The sequence below is a fragment of the Pseudomonas sp. ACN5 genome (assembly GCF_002303975.1).
GTDB lineage: Bacteria > Pseudomonadota > Gammaproteobacteria > Pseudomonadales > Pseudomonadaceae > Aquipseudomonas > Aquipseudomonas laurylsulfatiphila.
Genome location: NZ_MRCP01000024.1, coordinates 1 through 19257 on the forward strand (window position 1 = coordinate 1; position 19257 = coordinate 19257).

At 61.2% G+C, this 19257-nt stretch carries 22 protein-coding genes and 1 pseudogene; 17 read left to right on the top strand and 6 right to left on the bottom strand.

Going from position 1 to position 19257, the window contains the following annotated elements; genetic code table 11:
• The 4 genes and pseudogenes from BSF40_RS29260 to BSF40_RS29270 all read left to right on the top strand — a co-directional run.
• Window positions 1–212, top strand: a pseudogene (locus BSF40_RS29260) (phage infection protein); the annotation flags it as partial.
• Between the two features lie 135 nt (window positions 213–347).
• Window positions 348–761, top strand: a complete 414-nt coding sequence (locus BSF40_RS29265) for a hypothetical protein (RefSeq protein ID WP_141249820.1) — start codon at window positions 348–350, stop codon at window positions 759–761.
• A gap of 72 nt (window positions 762–833) precedes the next feature.
• Entirely contained in the window at window positions 834–995 is a 162-nt protein-coding gene (locus BSF40_RS32835) for a hypothetical protein (RefSeq protein ID WP_162831822.1), read from the top strand.
• Window positions 996–1048: 53 nt separating this feature from the next.
• Window positions 1049–1639, top strand: a complete 591-nt coding sequence (locus BSF40_RS29270) for a helix-turn-helix domain-containing protein (RefSeq protein WP_162130295.1) — start codon at window positions 1049–1051, stop codon at window positions 1637–1639.
• 129 nt (window positions 1640–1768) lie between these two features.
• On the opposite strand, the gene BSF40_RS33290 is transcribed toward BSF40_RS29270, so the two are convergent.
• Window positions 1769–2278 carry a hypothetical protein gene (locus tag BSF40_RS33290; RefSeq protein ID WP_256589618.1) on the bottom strand — a complete coding sequence of 170 codons (510 nt, stop codon included), beginning with the start codon at window positions 2276–2278 and terminating at the stop codon, window positions 1769–1771.
• Here BSF40_RS33290 and BSF40_RS33295 point away from each other — a divergent pair.
• The 9 genes from BSF40_RS33295 to BSF40_RS29315 all read left to right on the top strand — a co-directional run bounded on the left by BSF40_RS33295 (window position 2265) and on the right by BSF40_RS29315 (window position 9642).
• Window positions 2265–2399, top strand: coding sequence for a hypothetical protein (locus tag BSF40_RS33295; protein ID WP_256589619.1), 135 nt, complete (start codon window positions 2265–2267; stop codon window positions 2397–2399). The two genes, BSF40_RS33290 and BSF40_RS33295, sit on opposite strands and share 14 nt — an antisense overlap.
• A gap of 393 nt (window positions 2400–2792) precedes the next feature.
• Window positions 2793–3383, top strand: a complete 591-nt coding sequence (locus BSF40_RS29280) for an amino acid synthesis family protein (RefSeq protein WP_007978708.1) — start codon at window positions 2793–2795, stop codon at window positions 3381–3383.
• A gap of 44 nt (window positions 3384–3427) precedes the next feature.
• Window positions 3428–4261 (top strand): alpha/beta fold hydrolase, encoded by an 834-nt coding sequence (locus tag BSF40_RS29285; protein ID WP_007978706.1) that lies wholly within the window; start codon window positions 3428–3430, stop codon window positions 4259–4261.
• Window positions 4258–5739, top strand: a complete 1482-nt coding sequence (locus BSF40_RS29290; RefSeq protein ID WP_095967952.1) for an aldehyde dehydrogenase — start codon at window positions 4258–4260, stop codon at window positions 5737–5739. Before BSF40_RS29285 ends, BSF40_RS29290 begins: the two co-directional genes overlap by 4 nt.
• Before the next feature lie 12 nt (window positions 5740–5751).
• Window positions 5752–6237 carry a flavin reductase family protein gene (locus BSF40_RS29295; protein WP_007978701.1) on the top strand — a complete coding sequence of 162 codons (486 nt, stop codon included), beginning with the start codon at window positions 5752–5754 and terminating at the stop codon, window positions 6235–6237.
• 138 nt (window positions 6238–6375) lie between these two features.
• The gene (locus BSF40_RS29300; protein WP_095967953.1) at window positions 6376–7827 is read left to right on the top strand and encodes an NAD-dependent succinate-semialdehyde dehydrogenase; all 1452 of its coding nucleotides are present in this window, start codon (window positions 6376–6378) and stop codon (window positions 7825–7827) included.
• Window positions 7828–7846: 19 nt separating this feature from the next.
• Window positions 7847–8236, top strand: coding sequence for a carboxymuconolactone decarboxylase family protein (locus BSF40_RS29305; protein ID WP_095967954.1), 390 nt, complete (start codon window positions 7847–7849; stop codon window positions 8234–8236).
• An 88-nt stretch (window positions 8237–8324) separates the two neighbouring features.
• Window positions 8325–9077 carry a GntR family transcriptional regulator gene (locus BSF40_RS29310; RefSeq protein ID WP_015095667.1) on the top strand — a complete coding sequence of 251 codons (753 nt, stop codon included), beginning with the start codon at window positions 8325–8327 and terminating at the stop codon, window positions 9075–9077.
• Window position 9078: 1 nt separating this feature from the next.
• Entirely contained in the window at window positions 9079–9642 is a 564-nt protein-coding gene (locus BSF40_RS29315) for an NUDIX hydrolase (protein WP_095967955.1), read from the top strand.
• A 698-nt stretch (window positions 9643–10340) separates the two neighbouring features.
• Here the strand turns inward: BSF40_RS29315 and BSF40_RS29320 are convergent.
• A complete protein-coding gene (locus tag BSF40_RS29320) occupies window positions 10341–11180 on the bottom strand; it encodes an AraC family transcriptional regulator (RefSeq protein ID WP_095967956.1) in 840 nt (279 codons plus the stop codon).
• Window positions 11181–11274: 94 nt separating this feature from the next.
• Here BSF40_RS29320 and BSF40_RS29325 point away from each other — a divergent pair, with 94 nt between their 5' ends.
• Window positions 11275–12195 (top strand): LysR family transcriptional regulator, encoded by a 921-nt coding sequence (locus BSF40_RS29325; protein ID WP_256585798.1) that lies wholly within the window; start codon window positions 11275–11277, stop codon window positions 12193–12195.
• A 120-nt stretch (window positions 12196–12315) separates the two neighbouring features.
• Here BSF40_RS29325 and BSF40_RS29330 read toward each other — a convergent pair whose 3' ends face one another.
• On the bottom strand, window positions 12316–13230 hold the full coding sequence (locus BSF40_RS29330; RefSeq protein WP_095967958.1) for a LysR family transcriptional regulator: 915 nt from the start codon (window positions 13228–13230) through the stop codon (window positions 12316–12318).
• A gap of 71 nt (window positions 13231–13301) precedes the next feature.
• Between BSF40_RS29330 and BSF40_RS29335 the strand changes: the two genes are divergently transcribed.
• Together BSF40_RS29335 and BSF40_RS29340 are read left to right on the top strand one after the other, a co-directional pair.
• Window positions 13302–14342, top strand: coding sequence for an AraC family transcriptional regulator (locus tag BSF40_RS29335; protein ID WP_095967959.1), 1041 nt, complete (start codon window positions 13302–13304; stop codon window positions 14340–14342).
• A gap of 226 nt (window positions 14343–14568) precedes the next feature.
• Window positions 14569–14880 carry an addiction module antidote protein gene (locus BSF40_RS29340; RefSeq protein ID WP_095967960.1) on the top strand — a complete coding sequence of 104 codons (312 nt, stop codon included), beginning with the start codon at window positions 14569–14571 and terminating at the stop codon, window positions 14878–14880.
• A gap of 14 nt (window positions 14881–14894) precedes the next feature.
• Here BSF40_RS29340 and BSF40_RS29345 read toward each other — a convergent pair whose 3' ends face one another.
• A complete protein-coding gene (locus tag BSF40_RS29345) occupies window positions 14895–15707 on the bottom strand; it encodes a bifunctional 2-polyprenyl-6-hydroxyphenol methylase/3-demethylubiquinol 3-O-methyltransferase UbiG (RefSeq protein WP_095967961.1) in 813 nt (270 codons plus the stop codon).
• Window positions 15708–15879: 172 nt separating this feature from the next.
• Between BSF40_RS29345 and BSF40_RS29350 the strand changes: the two genes are divergently transcribed.
• On the top strand, window positions 15880–16260 hold the full coding sequence (locus tag BSF40_RS29350) for a hypothetical protein (RefSeq protein WP_095967962.1): 381 nt from the start codon (window positions 15880–15882) through the stop codon (window positions 16258–16260).
• Between the two features lie 16 nt (window positions 16261–16276).
• Here BSF40_RS29350 and BSF40_RS29355 read toward each other — a convergent pair whose 3' ends face one another.
• Window positions 16277–17710: a sigma-54 dependent transcriptional regulator gene (locus BSF40_RS29355; protein ID WP_095967963.1), complete on the bottom strand. Its 1434-nt coding sequence runs from the start codon at window positions 17708–17710 to the stop codon at window positions 16277–16279.
• Complete coding sequence (locus tag BSF40_RS29360) at window positions 17679–19172, bottom strand: sensor histidine kinase (RefSeq protein WP_095967964.1); 1494 nt, start codon at window positions 19170–19172, stop codon at window positions 17679–17681. The genes BSF40_RS29355 and BSF40_RS29360 overlap by 32 nt, the downstream gene beginning before the upstream one ends.
• Between the last annotated feature and the right edge of the window lie 85 nt (window positions 19173–19257).

Consider the following 19257-nt stretch of genomic DNA (forward strand, 5'->3'; position numbering starts at 1 on the left):
AGAACCGCGTTGCTGAAGGTGGCTCCGACAAACTGCTGCAGAACCGCGTTGCCGAAGGTGGCTCCGACAAACTGCTGCAGAACCGCGTTGCCGAAGGTGGCTCCGACAAACTGCTGCAGAACCGCGTTGCCGAAGGTGGCTCCGACAAACTGCTGCAGAACCGCGTCGCTGAAGGTGGTTCGGATCGTCTGATCCAGAATCGTGCGGCATAACTAATCGCCGCACCACAACGCCCAACAAAAAACCCGGCCTGATCAGCCGGGTTTTTTCATGTTTGTTTGCAGGCTTTCACTGGTTTGGAGGTCACTTCATTTTCTGCGTGGGCACGTTCCCTTGTGGGAGCTGGCTTGCCTGCGATGGTCGTTAACGATAACGCGGGTGAACTGGATAAACGCGGCGCACTGAAGTCCATCGCCAGCAGGCTGGCTTCTACAGTTTCAGCGTGGGCACGGTCCTTTGTGGGAGCTGGCTTGCCAGCGATGGTCGTCAACGTTAACGCGTGTGACCTGGATAAGCGCGGCGCACTGGAGTCCATCGCCAGCAAGCTGGCTCCTACAGTAGTTTCAGCGTGGGCACGTTCCCTTGTGGGAGCTGGCTTGCCAGCGATGGTCGTTAACGATAACGCGTGTGAACTGGATAAACGCGGCGCACCGGAGTCCATCGCCAGCAAGCCCGGCTTCTATAGGCATTGCATTGACACTTCATCGACACCTGAAACCACCCGCACAAAGAACAAAAAGGAATTAATAAATAAAAATTAAGTATTTATCGTTATAAAAGTAGAAGCGTACTCTCCAGTCATCCCGTCATTGATCACCACAGTGAAGTGCCCCATGAATCCGACTGACAACCTCATCGACTTCGCCAGCTACCGCAAACGCAAACAAGCTCAGCAACGGGCACGGGCCATGTGGGAAATGTACGCACGCAACGCCGGATTTCAGGCATTCCAGTGGGTTCAGGCGTCTCGGTCTGCCGAGACACGTCAGGCGTGAACGCGCACGAACCCTCGCGCTTTCTGATAAGCGCGGGCGAGCCTGTGCTGGACCTGAACAATCCGGATGCCCCTGAAGAGGACCCGATCTGCGAACGGGTAGCACAAAACCTGCTACGCCTGCGGGGCAAGCGCCATCTGTCCCTCGATGCCCTGGCCCGACAGTGCGGCGTGAGCCGTGCCATGCTGGCGCAAATCGAATCGGGGCGCAGTGTGCCGTCCATCAAGGTGCTGTGCAAAATCGCCAAAGGCTTGAAAGTATCGGTGGCTGCGTTTCTGGAGCATCGGGCCTTCGAAGGTGTGGCCGTGCTGTCGGCGAGCCAGAGCAAACGCCTGGTCAGTGCCAACGGCGCTTTTGTCAGCCGCGCCCTGTTCCCCTTTGACGTGGCGCGCCAATCGGAATTCTACGAGCTGCGCCTGAGCCCGTTGGGAGAGGACCATTCGCAGGGCCATGGCCCAGGCGTCCAGGAAAACCTGGTGGTGGCGCAGGGTGTGCTGGAAATCAGCGTCAACGACGAGCGTTACCTGCTGTCCACGGGGGATTCGATCCTGTTTTATGCCGACCAGCCCCACCGCTATCGCAACCCCGCCGACAGTGAAGCGGTGGCTTATCTTGTGGTGACCTACCCGGAACGCCTGGACTGAAACGACCTTGTGGGAGCGAGCCTGCTCGCGATGGGCTCAAGGCTGACGCGTTTTTTCAGAAAACCCGCGTCATCGTTGACGTCCATCGCGAGCAAGCTCGCTCCTACAGTTACAGGTACAGTGCAGGGATCAGCAGGTGCAGCACATCAGCGGCATGCCGTTGCAGCTCATCATCATCGGCATGCTGCAGTCGTTCATCATTTTCATCATCAGCTCGCAGCAGTTTTTCATCATGTCCATGTTCATGCCGGCCATCGGCATGATTTTGCACATCATGCCGTCAGCCATCATGGTGCATTCCATCACGCACTTCATCGACGGCATCGGCAAGCCCATCATCGGCATTGGCATCATCATGTTCATCATCGGCATGGCCATGCTCGCCCGGGACATGCACATCATGCTCATGTTGCCGCAGTGCATCATCATCGGCATGCCGCAGTTCATCATCATCTGCATCATTTCAGCGCTGTTCTTGAACATGGCCATGTCCATGCCAGCGGCCGGCATCATCTTGCACATCATGCCGTCGTCCATCATGTCGCAGGACAGGGTCGCCATCATCATCGGCATGCCCATCATCGGCATCATTGGCATGGTGGCGTTCATCGGCATTGGCATCTGCATGGCATTCATCATGGTGTTGCTCCCTGAAGGACTGGATAGTTGGGTGAAGCTGATGGAGGCCGATTCTAGGGATTCGGCCGAGCGCAACAAGCTGGCGATCGAACAGCCAAAGTCGATGTCGGGGCAGGCTTAACGAGGCAGGCAGGACGATTGTTTCTGCTGTGACGAACAATCGGATTCGATCACGGACAAGATGAAAACCATGACGCTGATTATTCGGTTATGGATATGCAGATTGCATCTATATAAATAGCGGAAAGAAATAATCGTTCTAACCGATGCCACAATCTTTCCCTCCAGGTGCCGACACGCCGCTTCACCGCTGATCCCCTTCTTTACGCTGCCTTTCTCTCCCGATGTTGGGCTTGTACCCGAAGCGACCCCTTGCCTGCCGTTTGTCCGCTGCGACCGGGGGCGCACACTTTTGCACGCCATCCAGCCAGAAACTCCGTTCAGGGACTTGTGCTTCCGGTATTATGGTATACCATCAGACGCACAGACACCCAAAACCTCCACGGAGCAGCTCATGAGTTTCGAAATTCGCAAGATCGTCAGCTATGTCGAAGAAACCTTTATTGAAGGCGGCAAAGCCACCGATAAGCCCGTGACCATGGTCGGTCTGGCCGTGGTGATGAAAAACCCCTGGCTGGGCAACGGTTTCGTCGAAGACCTGAAACCACAGATCCGCGCCAACTGCTCCGACCTCGGTGCACTGATGGTCGAGCGCCTGGTGGGCATCATCGGCGGCGCAGAAAAAATCGAGGCTTACGGCAAGGCTGCGGTGGTCGGTGCCGATGGCGAAATCGAACACGCTTCGGCGGTGATCCACACCCTGCGCTTCGGCAACCACTACCGCGAAGCGGTCAAGGCCAAGAGCTACCTGAGCTTCACCAACAAGCGCGGCGGCCCGGGCACTTCGATCCAGATCCCGATGATGCACAAGGACGACGAAGGCCTGCGTTCGCACTACATCACCCTGGAAATGCAGATCGAAGACGCCCCGCGTGCCGACGAAATCGTCGTGGTCCTGGGTTGCGCCGACGGCGGCCGCCTGCACCCGCGCATCGGCAACCGCTACATCGACCTGGAAGAACTGGCCGCCGAAAAAGCCCAGTAACCGGCCGGTAGAACGACAACAAGAAGGCATTGCAGGAGCGCTCCATGATTCGGCTCACCGCTGAACTCACCCCGGCTGGCACCAGTTACCTGGCGACCGGCCAAGGCCAGCCCGTGGTCTTGATCCACGGCGTGGGCCTGAACAAAGAAATGTGGGGCGGCCAGATCGTTGGCCTGGCCACGAAGTACCGCGTCATCGCCTACGACATGCTCGGCCATGGCGCCAGTCCGCGGCCAGAGAGTGGCACACCGCTGCTCGGCTATGCCGACCAGTTGCTGGAGCTGCTCGACCACCTGCAATTGCCCAAGGCAACGGTGATCGGCTTTTCCATGGGCGGGCTGGTGGCGCGGGCGTTTGCCCTGCACTACGCGCAACGCCTGGAAGGCCTGGTGGTGCTCAACAGCGTGTTCAACCGCAGCGCCGAACAGCGCGCCGGGGTCATCGCCCGCACCAGCCAGGCTGCCGAACACGGGCCGGACGCCAATGCCGAAGCGGCGCTGTCGCGCTGGTTCAGCCGCGAATACCAGGCGGCGAACCCGGCGCAGATCGCCGCGATCCGCCAGACCCTGGCCGGCAATGATCCTCAGGGTTACCTGACCACCTATGAACTGTTCGCCACCCAGGACATGTACCGCGCCGACGACCTGGGCAGCATCCGCGTGCCGACGCTGATCGCCACCGGCGAACTGGACCCCGGCTCGACCCCGGAAATGGCCCGGCAACTGGCCGAACGCATTCCCGGCGCGACCGTTGCCGTGCTCGCCGAGCAACGGCATATGATGCCCGTAGAATCGCCGCGCCTGGTCAACCAGCTGTTGCTGGAGTTTCTGCAGGCCGCGCACTCCCAACAAAACCAGATCAAGGGGATCGTTGCATGACACTCGCACGCTTCCAGATGTGCATCGGCGGTGAATGGGTCGATGCCCTGTCCGGCAAGACCTTCGAAAGCCTCAACCCGGCGCTGGCCGAACCTTGGGCTGCATTGCCCGATGCCGACGAAGCCGATGTCGAGCGCGCCGTACAAGCCGCGCAGACCGCTTTCGACAGCCCGGCCTGGCGCGGCTTGACCGCCACCGCGCGCGGCAAACTGCTGCGACGCCTGGGCGACCTGGTCGCCGAGAACAAGGAACAACTGGCGCAGCTGGAAAGCCGCGACAACGGCAAGCTGATCCGCGAAACCCGTGGCCAGGTGGGTTATCTGCCGGAGTTCTTCCACTACACCGCAGGCCTGGCCGACAAACTCGAAGGCGGCACCCTGCCGCTGGACAAGCCGGACCTGTTTGCCTACACCGTGCACGAAGCCATGGGTGTGGTTGCCGCGATCATCCCGTGGAACAGCCCGCTGTACCTGACCGCGATCAAGCTCGCTCCGGCCCTCGCCGCGGGCAACACCATCGTGATCAAACCGTCGGAGCACGCCTCGGCGACCATCCTCGAACTGGCGCGCCTGGCCCTGGAAGCCGGGATCCCGCCGGGGGTGGTCAACGTCGTCACCGGTTATGGCCCGAGCACCGGCGCCGCCCTCACCCGCCATCCGCTGATCCGCAAGATCGCCTTCACCGGCGGCGCGGCCACGGCGCGGCATGTGGTGCGCAGCAGCGCAGAGAACTTCGCCAAACTGTCGCTGGAACTGGGCGGCAAATCGCCGAACATCATCTTCGCCGACGCCGACCTCGACAGCGCGATCAACGGCGCCATCGCCGGGATCTACGCCGCCTCCGGGCAGAGCTGCGTCTCCGGTTCGCGCTTGCTGGTGCAGGATGAAATCTACGACGAGTTCGTCGGCCGTCTGGTGGAACGCGCACAGCGCATTCGCATCGGCAACCCCCAGGAAGACAGCAGCGAAATGGGCCCGATGGCCACCGCGCAGCAACTGGCCGTGGTCGAAGGCCTGGTGGCCGATGCCATCGCCGAAGGTGCGCGCCTGCGCCTGGGCGGCAAGCGTCCGCAGAATCTGGGCGACGGCTGGTTCTACGAGCCGACGCTGTTCGAGTGCGACCGCAACTCGATGAAGATCATGCAGGAAGAAGTCTTTGGCCCGGTGGCTTCGGTCATCCGTTTCAAGGACGAAGCCGAAGCCCTGGCGATCGCCAACGACTCGCAGTTCGGCCTCGCCGCCGGCATCTGGACCCGCGACCTGGGTCGTGCCCACCGCCTGGCCCGGGACGTGCGCTCCGGGATCATCTGGGTCAACACCTACCGCGCGGTCTCGGCCATGGCGCCGATCGGCGGTTTCAAGAACAGCGGCTATGGACGCGAAAGCGGCATCGATTCGGTGCTGGCCTACACCGAGCTGAAAACGGTGTGGATCAACCTGTCCCAGGCACCGATGCCTGATCCCTTCGTGATGCGCTAGGAGTCCTGGAAAATGATCGAACCCGGCATTTACAAAGACGTGATGAGCTCGTTCCCGTCCGGGGTCACGGTGGTCACCACCCTGGACCCGGACGGCGGCATCGTCGGCATCACCGCCAGCGCCTTCAGTGCGCTGTCGATCGACCCGGCACTGGTGCTGTTCTGCCCCAACTACGGCTCCGACACCTACCCGGTGCTGCGCGACAGCAAGCAGTTCGCGATTCATTTGCTATCCGCCGAGCAGACCGCCGAAGCCTATGCCTTCGCCGGTAAAGGCAAGGACAAGGCCAAAGGCATCGAGTGGCACCTGAGCGAACGGGGCAACCCGATCCTGGCCAAGGCCACGGCCATCATCGAGTGCGAACTGTGGCGCGAATACGACGGCGGTGATCACGCGATCATCGTCGGCGCGGTGAAGAACCTGATCCTGCCCGAGCAACCGGTGACGCCGATGATCTACCACAAAGGCAAGCTGGGCCCGCTGCCGGCCCTGGCCTAACACAGACCCTGTAGGAGCGAGCCTGCTCGCGATGGTCGTGAACGATAACGCGTGCTGCCTGACAGCCCTTGGCGTTCTCGGGTTTTTCGCGAGCAAGCTCGCTCCTACAGGTAACCCTCTTTTCTTTCAGGAGCCGGCATGAGCCCAGCAGCCTCGTTACTGTTCCGCCAGCAGGCCTACATCAATGGCCAATGGCTGGATGCGCCCGATGGTGCGCAACAGGACATCTTCAACCCGGCCACCGGTGAGTTGATCGGCCAGGTGCCGAACCTCGGCGCCGAGCATGCGCGCCTGGCCATCGAGGCCGCCAACAAGGCCTGGCCGGCCTGGCGCGCGCTGACCGCCAAAGAGCGCAGCAATACTCTTAAGCGCTGGCATGCCCTGATGCTGGAAAATGCCGACGCCCTGGCACACATTCTCACCCTCGAACAAGGCAAGCCACTGGCCGAAGCCAAGGGTGAAATTCTCTACGCCGCGAGCTTCATCGAGTGGTTTGCCGAGGAAGCCAAGCGCATCTACGGCGACACCATTCCCAGCCACAAGGGCGATGCGCGCATCGTGGTCAGCAAGGAGCCGATTGGTGTGGTCGCGGCCATCACGCCGTGGAATTTCCCGGCGGCGATGATCACCCGCAAGGCCGGCCCGGCGCTGGCCGCCGGTTGCCCGTGCATCGTCAAGCCGGCTCCGGAAACACCCTTCTCGGCACTGGCCATGGCTGCGCTGGCGGAACAGGCCGGCATCCCAGCGGGTATTTTCAATGTGATCACCGGTGATGCCATCGCCATCGGTGGCGAGCTGACCAGCAGCAGCCTGGTGCGCAAACTGTCGTTCACCGGCTCCACCGCCATCGGCAAATTGCTGATGGCCCAGTGCGCGCCGACGCTGAAAAAAGTCTCGCTGGAACTGGGCGGCAACGCGCCGTTCATTGTCTTCGACGACGCCGATCTGGAACGCGCCGTCGACGGTGCGCTGATCGCCAAATTCCGCAACGCCGGACAGACCTGTGTCTGCGTCAATCGCTTCCTGGTGCAGGCCGGCATCCACGACGCCTTTGTCGCTCGATTGGCCGAACGGGTTTCGCAGCTCAAGGTCGGCAGCGGTTTCGAAGAAGGTGTGACCCAGGGCCCGCTGATCAACGAGCGTGCCGTGGCCAAGGTCGAAGAGCACGTGCAAGACGCCCTGGCCCTGGGTGCACGACTGCTGTGCGGCGGCGAGCGTCATGCGCTGGGCAACGGTTTCTTCCAGCCGACCGTGATCACAGGCGTCACCCCACAGATGAAAGTCGCCCGCGATGAAACCTTCGGTCCGCTGGCCGCGGTGTTCCGTTTCGACACCGAGGCCCAGGTCATTGAGATGGCCAACGACACTGAATTTGGCCTGACCGCCTACTGCTACACCCGCGACCTGGGCCGCGCCTGGCGCATGAGCGAGGCGCTGGAGTACGGCATGGTCGGGATCAACGAAGGGCTGATTTCCACCGAAGTCGCACCGTTTGGCGGCATCAAGTCCTCGGGGCTGGGCCGTGAAGGCTCCAAGTACGGCATCGAGGATTACCTGGAACTCAAATACACCTTGATGGGCGGCCTTTGAGCCCACGGGAGCTACGCAAATGAGCAACGAAAAATACGAAAAAGGCCTGAGGATCCGCACCCAGGTGCTGGGCGAAGCCTACGTCAAGCGCTCCATCGAGAACGCCGACGACTTCACCCGACCGTTGCAGGAGATGGTCACCGAGTATTGCTGGGGTCATGTCTGGGGCCGTGAGGGTTTGTCCCTCAAGGAACGCAGCATGATCAACCTGGCGATGATCTCGGCCCTCAACCGGCCCCATGAACTCAAGCTGCATGTGCGCGGCGCCTTGCGTAACGGCCTGAGTCGTGAGCAAATACGCGAAATATTGCTTCAGGTCGGCATTTATTGCGGTGTCCCCGCTGCCGTAGACAGTTTCCGGCTCGCCCGTGAAGCCTTCGCCGAAGCCGATGCCGAGGCCTCCAGTTAACCCTTGGCTGTTTGATCCGACCGAGCACCGGGATTCCCGTAATCGAAGTGCTCTTTTTGCATGGACAGCCACAATCAGAGCGGACCCCATGAAACGCCTGCCACTCGACGACAGCTTCAAGGTCAATCGCAACCCCGTCACCCTGCGCGAAATCGTGCTGGACAAACTGCGAAGCGCCATCATGAACTTCCAGCTCCTGCCGGGAGACCGTCTGGTCGAACGCGATCTGTGCGATCGCCTGGGCGTCAGCCGTACTTCCGTGCGCGAAGCCTTGCGTCACCTGGAATCCGAAGGCCTGGTGGAATTCGCCGATGCCAAGGGCCCGCGTGTCGCGATCATTACCCTGGCCGATGCCGTGGACATCTACGAGCTGCGCTGCGTGCTCGAAGGACTGATCGTGCAACTGTTCACCCTGCGCGCCAAAGCCAAGGACATCAAGGCCCTGGAAAAAGCCCTCGAGGAAAACCGCAAGGCACTCAAGGACGGCGAACTGCAACAGGTCATCGATTCGGTGCAGGGTTTCTACGACGTGCTGCTCGAAGGCTCGGGCAACCATGTCGCGGCCACCCAGTTGCGCCAGTTGCAGGCACGCATCAGCTACCTGCGCGCGACCTCGGTGTCCCAGGAAAACCGTCGCGGCGCCAGCAACCAGGAAATGGAACGCATGGTCGAGGCGATCAAGGGCGGTGACCCGCTGGCCGCCCACCAGGCTTGCGTCGACCACGTGCGCGCGGCCGCTGCCGTCGCCTTGGACTACCTCAAGCGCAAGCAGGAAGAAACCGGCGATATCCCGGCGATCACCCTGCCCATCGCGCTCAAAGAACCGCGCATAGGTCGCTGAAATGTTCAGCCCGAGCTTTTGCCCCAAGTGCGGCAGCGCTGATCTCGGTCAGCAGCTGCCGCCGGGCGATACGCACGAGCGCCTGATGTGCCGCGCTTGCGGCTACATCCACTACATCAATCCGAAAATCATCGCTGGCTGCATCATCGAGCAGGACGGCAAATACCTCCTGTGCCAGCGCGCCATTCCGCCGCGCCCCGGCACCTGGACCCTGCCCGCGGGCTTCATGGAAAGCGGCGAGACCACCGAACAGGCGGCCTTGCGCGAAGTCTGGGAAGAAAGTGGCGTGCGTGCGGAAATCGTCTCGCCCTACTCGATTTTCAGCGTGCCCAAGATCAGCGAGGTGTACATCATCTTCCGCGCCATCGCGCTGGAGATCACTGGGCAATACGGGCCGGAAACCCTCGACTACAAGTTCTTCGCGCCTGAGGAGATTCCTTGGGACAGCATCTATTATCCGGCGATCCGGCAGATTCTCGAGCGTTATATCGAGGAGCGGCAGGCCGGGGTTTATGGCATTTACATGGGCAATGATGACAGCGGGAAGATTCACTTTATTCGTTGATTCGTTGTGGATTTTTCCGTGTGCATATCCGTTTTTGCGGTAACGGCCGCTTACGGTTCCGCCCTTACGGCGGGTCACTTTCGAAAAGCGCGAAAGTAACCAAAGCGCTTTGCCCCTTACGTTCGGCCTCACGAGGGGGCGTACACCGCAACAGCGCCCGAGGCGGCCTACCGGCCGGCCTGGTCGCGGGTTTCGTTCGTCTGTGATGTACCTGGTCGGCTGCCAGGCCGTCATCGCGAGCAGGCTCGCTCCCACAGGGATTGGGTATACCTGTGAGAAATTGGTCGGCTGTCAGACCGCCTTCGCGAGCAAGCCCGCTCCCACAGAAGAGCAAAAGCAGAGCGGTCCACACCGCGCCGCTTCTCACCACTCAACAGGCCGAGCGTTAGCTCGCCTGCAGCTTTTGATCTACCCGCCCCCTCGGCAGGCTGAGCGGAGGTGTTCATCCGGGGATAGGCGCGCAGCGCCGTTCGACGCAGTCGAACTCATTGCATGTAGGTCGAAGCGAAGCCGACCGGAGGGCAATGCCCCCGGATGAATACCGCAGCGAAGGTACCCCGAGCCTCAGCGAGGGGCCGTACGTAAGGGGCGAGACCTTTTGGTTACTTTTGGGGCGTTTGCCAAAAGTGACTCGCCGTAAGGGCGAAACCATAAGCCGCCGTTACCGCAGCAACGGATATGTACACCACACCCAACAACTACACCCCCAAACGAAACTGCTTAGGCGTAACCCCAAACCGCTTACGAAACGCCCGAATAAAATTACTGGCCTGCCGATACCCCAACCGCTCGGCAATCCGCTCAATCGGCTGATCGCCGGCAGTCAACCAATGCCGCGCCAACTCCAGACTGTCGCTACGACGATGTTGCGGCGCAGCAGTCTGCCAATGCCGCAACATGCTCTGATGCAAAAACGCATTGGCCCCCAGCAACGGCTCATCAAGGCTAGCCGCTGGCAGGCTCAAACACGGATGCGCCCCCTCCAGCACCTCGATGCCAACGCTACGCAACCACTGCCCGGCAGCCTGCTGCGGCGTCAGGCGAACACTGACAAACACCTCGGCCGGCGCCCGCCCCAAGCGTCGGGCAATGTTGCGCACCAACGTCAGGGTCGCCGCATCAAGGCCGAAAAAATGCGCCTGCCGGCCAGCACTGCGCAAGTGCAGGCGGGCTTGCCCGTCACCCTCCTCCAGTTCCGCCACCACATAGTTGGTCACCCGAGGCAGGAAATCAGTGAAGCACGCCAGGCTCGCGCGCAGGGTGGCGGCGGAGTCCAGCAGGATGTTCAACCCCCGCAACGTGGTGGTCGCCATACCATTGACCAGTTCACAGCCAAACGACACCCCCGCGCCCGCACGCTCGCATTCGTTCCACAAGCGCTCGACCAGGTGCGCAGGCACGTGCAGATCCTGCCCTTCGAGCAATGAAAGACAGATGCCGGCCCGTTGCAGCAGTTGGTCCTGACACAGGCCGGACTGCCGGGCATGGCTGAGAATGGTGCGGGTGAAGGCGCTGGAAATGAACGGTTGGCAGGTCATGGCACGTTACGACGAGAAGACAGGCGTGTACTTATGCCAGCCTCTGTGTTATCGATCCAATGCATTAAAAGTATCCGCCAAATGCAGGAGACGCATGATGGATCTACGACAACTCCGCCACCTTGTCGCCCTGGCCGATTACCGCAATTTCGGGCGCGCCGCCGAGGCGATCAATCTTAGCCAGCCGGCCTTCAGTCGCAGCATCCAGACCCTGGAGCGCGACCTCGACTGCGCGCTGGTGGAGCGCAGCAGCCGCGAATTCCGCCTGACGGGCCAGGGTGAACTGGTGCTGCAACATGCCCGGCGCCTGCTCGCCGGCAGCCAGGCCCTGCACAACGAACTGACGCAATACAACGGCCTGACCGGTGGCGAGTTGCACTTCGGCTGTGGCCCGTATCCGGCACAGTTGCTGGTACCCGAGGCCTTGGCGGAATTCATCCAGGCGCACCCGGCGATCCGCATCAGTTTTCACCAGGGCGACTGGGAACAACTGGCGGTCTGGCTTCGTGAACAGCAGATCGAATTCCTCGTGGCCGACGCGCGGTACTTCACCGGCGACCCGCAATACCAGGTACAGCTGTTGCGCCCCCGGCGCGGGCGGTTCTTTTGCCGTGCCGGTCATCCCCTGGCGCAACAGCCGGACCTGTCCCTGCGCGCCCTGCTCGACTACGCGGTGGTCGGCACGCGAATACCGCCGATGATCCGCAAGATCCTGGCCGACGCGCAGGGCGAGGCGGACTTCAACCCAAGTGTGGAATGCGCGCAGTTCGATGCCATCCGCCGCGTGGTGATGCGCTCCGACGCGGTGGGCATCGCAACCATCGAGGCCCTGGCCGAACTCGCCGACCAGGGCCTGATCCGCCTGCTGGAGTTTGCCGATGTGCCCAAGGACGACCCCGGCCTGCAATTGCACTACGGCATCGTCAGCCGCGCCGGCCACTCCCTGACACCGGCGGCGCTGGCGATGGTCGAGGCGGTGCTGACGGTTGACCGGCGTTTGTTGGCGTCGAATTAGGTGCATCTGAACTGCATGCGATCCCTGTGGGAGCGGGCTTGCTCGCGAAGAGGGAGTGTCAGTCGACGACATTGTTGTCTGATACACCGCTTTCGCGAGCAAGCCCGCTCCCACAGGGTTTCACGCACGCCGCGCCAGCGCCTGCAATGCCCGGGGCTCACCGAGCGCGCGCAGCAGGCAATGCATCGCCTCCTCGCGGCTGCGCTCGAAGCGATAGCGGGACTCGACGTACAACGCCAGTTTCAACTCCACGGGTTCGTCCAGGGGCAGCGGCACCTGTTGCAGGCCCAGCACACTGGCGACCCGACTTGGCAGGCTGATGCCCAGCGGATGGCGGTCGGCGATCAGCTTCGCGGCCAGGGTGCTCTGGGTGCTCATCGCGACATGGCGGCGCAGGCCTTTCAAGCCAAGCTGCAAGTCCACCGGGCTGAGTCCGTCGCGGCGGCTCGAGACCTGAATCTGCGGTTGCTCCAGGTATTCCTGCAGGGTGCGCGGCGGCGCCTTGAGCGCGGCGCCATAGGCGAACACGTAATGGTCAGCGGGCAATGCCTGTTTGTGCAGGCCAGCCAGCCCGGCCAGCGGCTGGTCGAGGTCGATCAGGATATCCAGCTTGCCGCTGGCCAGGTCCTGCAAGGCGTCACGGCGCCGGGGCTGGAAATAACGCACCTGCCAATCGGCGTGGGGCGATTCGAGCAAGGCATCGAGCAGCACCGGTTGCAGGCAATCCAGGCAACTGATGCGCAGCAGCGGATTGTTCTGCCGCGCAGCGGGGATCATGCGCAAGCCATCGCGCAATGACTCGAGCGCCGCACGCACGTAGTCGGCCAGACGATGGGCGACCAGTGTCGGCGTCACGCCCAGGCGACTTTTGATGAACAGCGGATCGCCGCACAACTCGCGCAGGCGACGCAACGCATTGCTCATGGCCGGTTGCGACAGGCACATCACCTCGGCGGCACGGGTGACGCTGCGCTGCTGGTAAATCGCATCGAAGGCGAGCAACAGGTTCAAATCGAGCTGGCGTAAATCAAGCATGGTCTTGCTCCGGCAAATCGCTTAACGTCGGGCAGCCTAACCAGTGTTCCGGAACAAGCTGTGAGCCCTACATGACAAAAAGCGATCAGCCACTGCACGATCCATCCATACCCAATGCGTTCTACGCGCCGACCCTGCTGCCGGCCATCGAAGAGTTGCTGGCCCGCGGGGTGGACCGCGAACACATCGAAGGCCTGTTCCGTCGCAGCCTGTTCGAGTTGCGCACACCCTTCATGCGCATTCCGCTGTTCATGTCGCGGCGCTTCTGGGCGTTCGCCCTGGAACAGACCGGCGACCCGCTGATCGGCCTGGCGGCCGGTCGGCGCTTCGTTTCCACCGCCACCAATGGCCTGACGTACCTGTTCGACGTGGCCGACTCACTGGACAGCGCCTGCCAGTATTTCGTGCGCTTCTTTCCGTTTTTCAACGGGCACTTTCAGGCGCAGATCGTGCGCGGCGGCGACAACGTCGAACTGCGTCTGCTCGATTGCGGCAGCGTGAAAGCCAGCGCAGCCACCGCCGATTACATCCTCATCAGCCTGTGCAGCATGTTGCGGCGCAAGTTCCTCGCCAGCGGCCTGGAGCGCGATCCGGTGCTGGGCATCGGGCTGACCGGCACCTGCACCGCCAACCCGCAGGATCACGAGCAAGCCTTCCGCGCCCCGGTGCAGTGGCAACAGGCGCAACACTCGATCCGCCTCGATCCACAGCTGTTCGTCATCCCGTTGACGCCGGGCAATCATGAACTGGAGCAGACACTGGTCGAACTGCTGGAACAGACCCGGCGCAACAGCGAACCGACCTTGCTGGAGCAAGTCTGCGACCACTTGATCGTCGACCTCGCACAAGCCAACTGGCAGCAATGGTGTAGCACCCAGCACCTGCTCGAGCGCACCGCAGCCCGGCGTTTGAAAGCGTTGGGCTGGCGTTTTTCCGAGTTGCTCGACGAGTACCGCCGCTACCGGGCCGAAGACTTTTTGCAGGGGACAGACCTGGAGCTGGTGGAGATTTCCGACCGCCTGGGCTACAGCGATGTACAAAGCTTCAACCGTGCCTGCCTGCGGTGGCTGGGGTGCGCGCCGGGCGCCTGGCGAGCCCGGCAAGGTCGATAAAAAAGGTTCTTTACTCATTCCCGGGAAACTGCAGGAGCCAGGTAAAGCGCAAAACCCTGTGGGAGCGAGCCTGCTCGCGAAAGCGGTATGTCAGTCACATCGATACTGGACGTGCCGCCGTCTTCACGAGCAGACTCGCTCCCACAAAAACCAGGCTTGTGCGTCACGGCTGCCTTTGGTTTTTTGCGTCCCCCCGGTATCCAGCTACAAATGATGGGTGGGTTGAGTGTCCGCAATCCTGACAGCGAATTTCGACATGGCGGCGCTGCTCGACAGTGATGAAGCCATTAGCGAGTACCTGTCTCAGGTACTCGCAGACGGTGACAACGAGGAGTTTCTTCGCGCTATCGGCTATGTGGTGAAAGCCCGTGGCATGACACAGATTGCCAAAGACTCGGGAATGGGTCGCGAAAGCCTCTACAAAGCCTTCGCGCCCGGAGCAAAACCACGTTTTGATACGGTCCTGAAGGTCATTCATGCCCTGGGCATAGATCTCTGCGCGCAGCCAGGGCACACGGTTAATCACTCAAATCCCTGATTTGATTCCGCGCGTTATGTCACTGGCTTCACCACCACCCAGGTAAAACACAACGGCAACTGCGCCACCTGCTGCTGATAGCGGTCATAGAGTTCTTCGCGGTTGGAGTGCGGGTATTCCTTGAAGTGACGGATCTGCAGGCCTGCGGCAATGGCGGCGCCGAAGAGGTCGCCCAGGGTGTGGACGAACCAGTAGGACGGCGCGGCCGGCTGTTCGATCTTGCCCTCGTAGACGATCGGTTCGTGCTGCACGAACGGTTCGCGACGGAAGTATGAACTGGCCGGACGAAAAGGATCGGTTGCCTCGGGGTCGAACATTTCCAGGAACGGGTGGGTTTCGTACACCACCAGCGCGCCCCCCGGCTTCAGGGTACGCGCCACATGGCGCAAGAATTCGCCGATGTCCGGCATCCAGTTCAGGACCCCGATGGTGATCAGCGCCAGGTCGAAGCGCTCCTGCAGTTGCGCAGGCAAGCGGTGAATGTCCGCTTCGATGAATTGCGGCGCATGGGGCGAGCGGCAAGCCAGTTCCCGTGCCTGCTCGAGAAACGCGCCGGACTGGTCGACGCCCACCACGCTGCGCGCACCCAGGGCAAACAGCGACAGGCTCTCGCGGCCGTTGTTGCAGCCCAGTTGCAGCACCTCCTTGCCGTCGACACCGGTCTGGGCCAGCAACGCGGTCAGGGTGTCATCCAGGCAGGAAAAATCCGCCTGTTGCACGCCCTTCAACAAGGCGTGCCATTCGCTGGAGTCTTTGTGGTGACGGGCGGAGTCATTCCAGGCCTCGCGGTTGCTGGCGATGGCTTGTTCTTTTGTCGGCAGTTCCATTGCACGCTCCAGGGTTCGGGTTGTCGAATTGACCGGCCGAAGTCTAGATCAAGCCCATACTGACAGCTGTTGCGAACTTGTAATTCGCGCAGCGTCGACGCCTGCTCACGGCGCCAGCTATAGTTAATGACCATGGGGGAAATGTGGTTAAACCGATTTAGCAGGTGTTGCCATGAAAAAGACCGACCTGACGCTTCTGCTCGCCTTCTTCCTGAGCGTGTCCGCTACTGCCCACGCCGACGACTTTCCAAACACCACTCAATACAGCAGTGAATTCAACTATTACGGCGCCGACCAACCCTTCGCCCACCCCGCACCACCGTCCATGAACATGATCCCGCCGGGCTCATACATCCCGACCGCGCCCGGGGATTTCATTCCGGTTTCAAGCGAGCATGTGTTTTCCGACTCGCGCCTGCCGACCGTCGCCGATGCCACGGTCCGGGTGTTTATCCGCTCCTACGATCCGGAGCGTGGCGTGTACGTGAACCAGGAAGTCGAGAATCCCGCTTGCATGATGTCCTGCCTGAGACAGGGCCCGGTATTGCAGTGAACACCAGGGGCGTTCTCTACCACTGGCGTTTGTCCGGGCGGGCAAGACCGAGCTTTTCGATCCGGTAGCGCAACATGTCACGGCTAAGACCCAGCAGGCGTGCCGATTTGGTGACGTTCCAGTCCGTCTTGTCGAGCATCTTGCGCACCATGTCGCGCTCCACTTCCGGCAGGTTCATGGATTCGCCGCCGTTGTAGGACGGACGCTGTTCGCTGAAATGTTGCGGCTCGTGATGAAACATCGGTGGCTCATCCACCAGGCTCAGGCAAACGTTCAATTGATGGGCAGCGATGGTGTCGCTTTGCGCCAGCAACACGGTTTGCTCCAGCATGTTGCGCAGTTCGCGTACGTTGCCTGGCCAGCTGTAGCTGAGCAGCAACTCTTCGGCCTGGTTGCTGAAATACAGGTTCGGCTTGCCGTAGCGTTTGCCATGCAGCCCCAGGAAGTGCCGGGCCAGCAGCAGGATATCGGCGCCACGGGCGTACAGGCGCGGCACCTTGATTGAAATGATGCGCAGGCGGAAAAACAGGTCGCGGCGGAATTTGCCTTGCTGGACCATCTGTTCGAGATTGCAGTTGGTGGCACTGATCACCCGCAGATCGACCTTGCGCTCCTTCACCGAACCGACCCGGCGAACGGTCCGGTCTTCCAACAGCTTGAGCAGCTTGGCTTGCAACAGCAGGTCCATTTCACCGATTTCATCGAGGAACAGCGTGCCGCCATCGGCCGCTTCCACCAGCCCCATGCGACGGTCCTTGGCGTCGGTGAAGGCGCCCTTCTCGTGGCCGAACAGCTCTGATTCCACCAGGTTGGACGGGATCGAAGCACAGTTGAATTCAATGAACGGGCCTTTGCTGCGCGGGCCGTCGAAGTGCAGTGCCCGGGCCACCAGCTCCTTGCCGGTACCGGTCTCGCCTTCCACCAGAACCGGCGGCAGATCGCTGTTGGCCATCCGCCGTTCGGCGTCGAGCAACTGGCTGATGGTGCCCTTGAGATACACCATCGGCGCCGACTCGCCAATCAGTGCCTGCACCCCCGACTTCTGGGCCTCACGTTCCTGATAAAAGGACAACGTGCGCTCCATGCGGTCGGTCGCCAGGGCCTTGTCCAGCAGCAGCTTGAGCTCTGGCAGGGCCACCGGTTTGGTGACGTAGTGAAAGGCGCCCTCTTTCATTGCCACCACGGCGTCTTCGACGTTGCCGTAACCGGTCATCATGATCACTTTCAGATCCGGCGCGCTGATGCGCAGCTTCTGGATCAGGTCGTGACCACTCATGCCCGGCAACGAGTTGTCGGTCAGTACCACGTCAGGTGCGAAAGAACCCAATTGCTCCAGTGCATCTTCAGCCGAGTGGCAGACGGTCACCTCGAAGTCCTTGCGCTCCAGGTAAGTCTGAATATTCTCGGCGAGGATCTCGTCATCCTCGACCAGCAGAATGCTGTGCTCCATATACCCCTCCCGTTGCCACTTTGAAATTGAGACAAACGCGGGTTCCCTCCTGCTCCCGGCTGGTCAGTTCGACCGAGCCGTCAAACCGCTCCATTATTCTTTTGACCAGGGCCAGGCCCACACCCAATCCACCTTGTTTGGTGGTGAAAAACGGCTTGAAGACCATTTGTTGTTGTTGTTTGGACATCCCCTTGCCGGTGTCGGTCAGGATCATGCTCAAGTAGCCGGGTACCGAGGAATCGATCTCGATCGTCAGCATGCCCTCCTTGGGCATGGCTTCCAGTGCGTTAGCAAACAGGCTATTGAGTATTTGCGTCAGTAGCACCTGGTGGCTGACGACCGGTGGCACGCTGGCGGGAGCGAAACGCACTTCGACGTTCGAACGCTTGATCAGGGTCTCAAAGGCACTCAGGGTGTCTTCGATGGCGAGCACCAGGTCGACCGTTTCAAAATCGTCATTCATCGGCCGCAACGACACCAACAACTCGCGCACCCAACGCGACATGCGGTCGACCTGATTGATGATGTCGCCAATGTTTTTCTGTGCCGGCTGGCTGGCGATGACCTGGGCCAGTTCGGCGCTGGAACGGATATTGGCCAGTGGATTGCGCAAGCTGTGGGCGACCGCCGAGGACATCTCACCCAGGGCGACAAAGGTTTCATTGGCGATCAGTTGTTTTTGCTGGCTTTGCAACAGCATCGCCGCACGCCGCACGATCCAGAATAACCCCAGGTAGATCGCCGCCCCGCCAATCAGGGTCGCCAGCCAGATCGCCTTGAAGCCACGCTGGATGCGCCCCACCAGGTCCACCGGTTCCTTGTAGATCTCCACCATGGCAATCACTTTGCTTTTGTCGGCGTTGAACATCGGGATGTAGTTCTCGACGAACAGGTATTCCGGTTCGCGCAGCAGGCGCTGCTCGGGACGCTCTTCATCGATCTCGTGGTAGCTGGTGGACACCGGCGATTTCATTTCGAAGGATTCATCCAGCTGATCGTCGCCTTCGATGCGCACGCCGATCAACTCGGAGTTGGTCGACCAGACCACGGTGCGGTCCTGGGCATACACCGTCGCCAGCAGGATGTCCGGCAGATGCTTCACATGGTCGAGAAACTCGGAGCGTACGGTGGCCCGGGATTCGGGAGGGACGTCGGCATAGGCATGGTCCAGTCGCGGGTCGAGCATTTCGCCCATGGTCCTGCCCGGCGAAATCCCGGCGTGACGGACTTCGGCCTCGCCAATGGCGTGGATGAACTGCGCGGTCAGCATCGAATCGCGCTCAATGCTTTCATCGACCACAAAGCGCGTGGAGATGTAACCCAGCCCAAGCGCCACCACGCCAATGATGAAAAAACTGGCCAGGGAGAACCAGCGCAGCAAGTTGAACCGGGGCAGCCAACCCTTGCGCAGAGCGGCCGGGGCCTGCGGCGCAGGTACTTTTTGTTGTTCCAGTCTCTGCATGGGGTCTGTCCTGAGTCCTTGAAAACCAGCCTTTGCAGCCATGTATCAAGTCAGTGTAGGTAACATTGATAGCCATTGACCGGCC

Excerpts from the sequence above, each read along its gene's own strand:
- BSF40_RS29295 (WP_007978701.1), top strand. The coding sequence starts at position 5,752 with ATGATCGAACCCGGCATTTACAAAGACGTGATGAGCTCGTTCCCGTCC.
- BSF40_RS29305 (WP_095967954.1), top strand. The coding sequence starts at position 7,847 with ATGAGCAACGAAAAATACGAAAAAGGCCTGAGGATCCGCACCCAGGTG.
- BSF40_RS29360 (WP_095967964.1), bottom strand. The coding sequence starts at position 19,172 with ATGCAGAGACTGGAACAACAAAAAGTACCTGCGCCGCAGGCCCCGGCC.
- BSF40_RS29315 (WP_095967955.1), top strand. The coding sequence starts at position 9,079 with ATGTTCAGCCCGAGCTTTTGCCCCAAGTGCGGCAGCGCTGATCTCGGT.
- BSF40_RS29350 (WP_095967962.1), top strand. The coding sequence starts at position 15,880 with ATGAAAAAGACCGACCTGACGCTTCTGCTCGCCTTCTTCCTGAGCGTG.
- BSF40_RS33290 (WP_256589618.1), bottom strand. The coding sequence starts at position 2,278 with ATGATGAATGCCATGCAGATGCCAATGCCGATGAACGCCACCATGCCA.
- BSF40_RS32835 (WP_162831822.1), top strand. The coding sequence starts at position 834 with ATGAATCCGACTGACAACCTCATCGACTTCGCCAGCTACCGCAAACGC.
- BSF40_RS29310 (WP_015095667.1), top strand. The coding sequence starts at position 8,325 with ATGAAACGCCTGCCACTCGACGACAGCTTCAAGGTCAATCGCAACCCC.
- BSF40_RS29335 (WP_095967959.1), top strand. The coding sequence starts at position 13,302 with ATGACAAAAAGCGATCAGCCACTGCACGATCCATCCATACCCAATGCG.
- BSF40_RS29285 (WP_007978706.1), top strand. The coding sequence starts at position 3,428 with ATGATTCGGCTCACCGCTGAACTCACCCCGGCTGGCACCAGTTACCTG.
- BSF40_RS29300 (WP_095967953.1), top strand. The coding sequence starts at position 6,376 with ATGAGCCCAGCAGCCTCGTTACTGTTCCGCCAGCAGGCCTACATCAAT.
- BSF40_RS29345 (WP_095967961.1), bottom strand. The coding sequence starts at position 15,707 with ATGGAACTGCCGACAAAAGAACAAGCCATCGCCAGCAACCGCGAGGCC.
- BSF40_RS29325 (WP_256585798.1), top strand. The coding sequence starts at position 11,275 with ATGATGGATCTACGACAACTCCGCCACCTTGTCGCCCTGGCCGATTAC.
- BSF40_RS29355 (WP_095967963.1), bottom strand. The coding sequence starts at position 17,710 with ATGGAGCACAGCATTCTGCTGGTCGAGGATGACGAGATCCTCGCCGAG.
- BSF40_RS29290 (WP_095967952.1), top strand. The coding sequence starts at position 4,258 with ATGACACTCGCACGCTTCCAGATGTGCATCGGCGGTGAATGGGTCGAT.
- BSF40_RS29280 (WP_007978708.1), top strand. The coding sequence starts at position 2,793 with ATGAGTTTCGAAATTCGCAAGATCGTCAGCTATGTCGAAGAAACCTTT.
- BSF40_RS29320 (WP_095967956.1), bottom strand. The coding sequence starts at position 11,180 with ATGACCTGCCAACCGTTCATTTCCAGCGCCTTCACCCGCACCATTCTC.
- BSF40_RS29330 (WP_095967958.1), bottom strand. The coding sequence starts at position 13,230 with ATGCTTGATTTACGCCAGCTCGATTTGAACCTGTTGCTCGCCTTCGAT.
- BSF40_RS33295 (WP_256589619.1), top strand. The coding sequence starts at position 2,265 with ATGGCATTCATCATGGTGTTGCTCCCTGAAGGACTGGATAGTTGGGTG.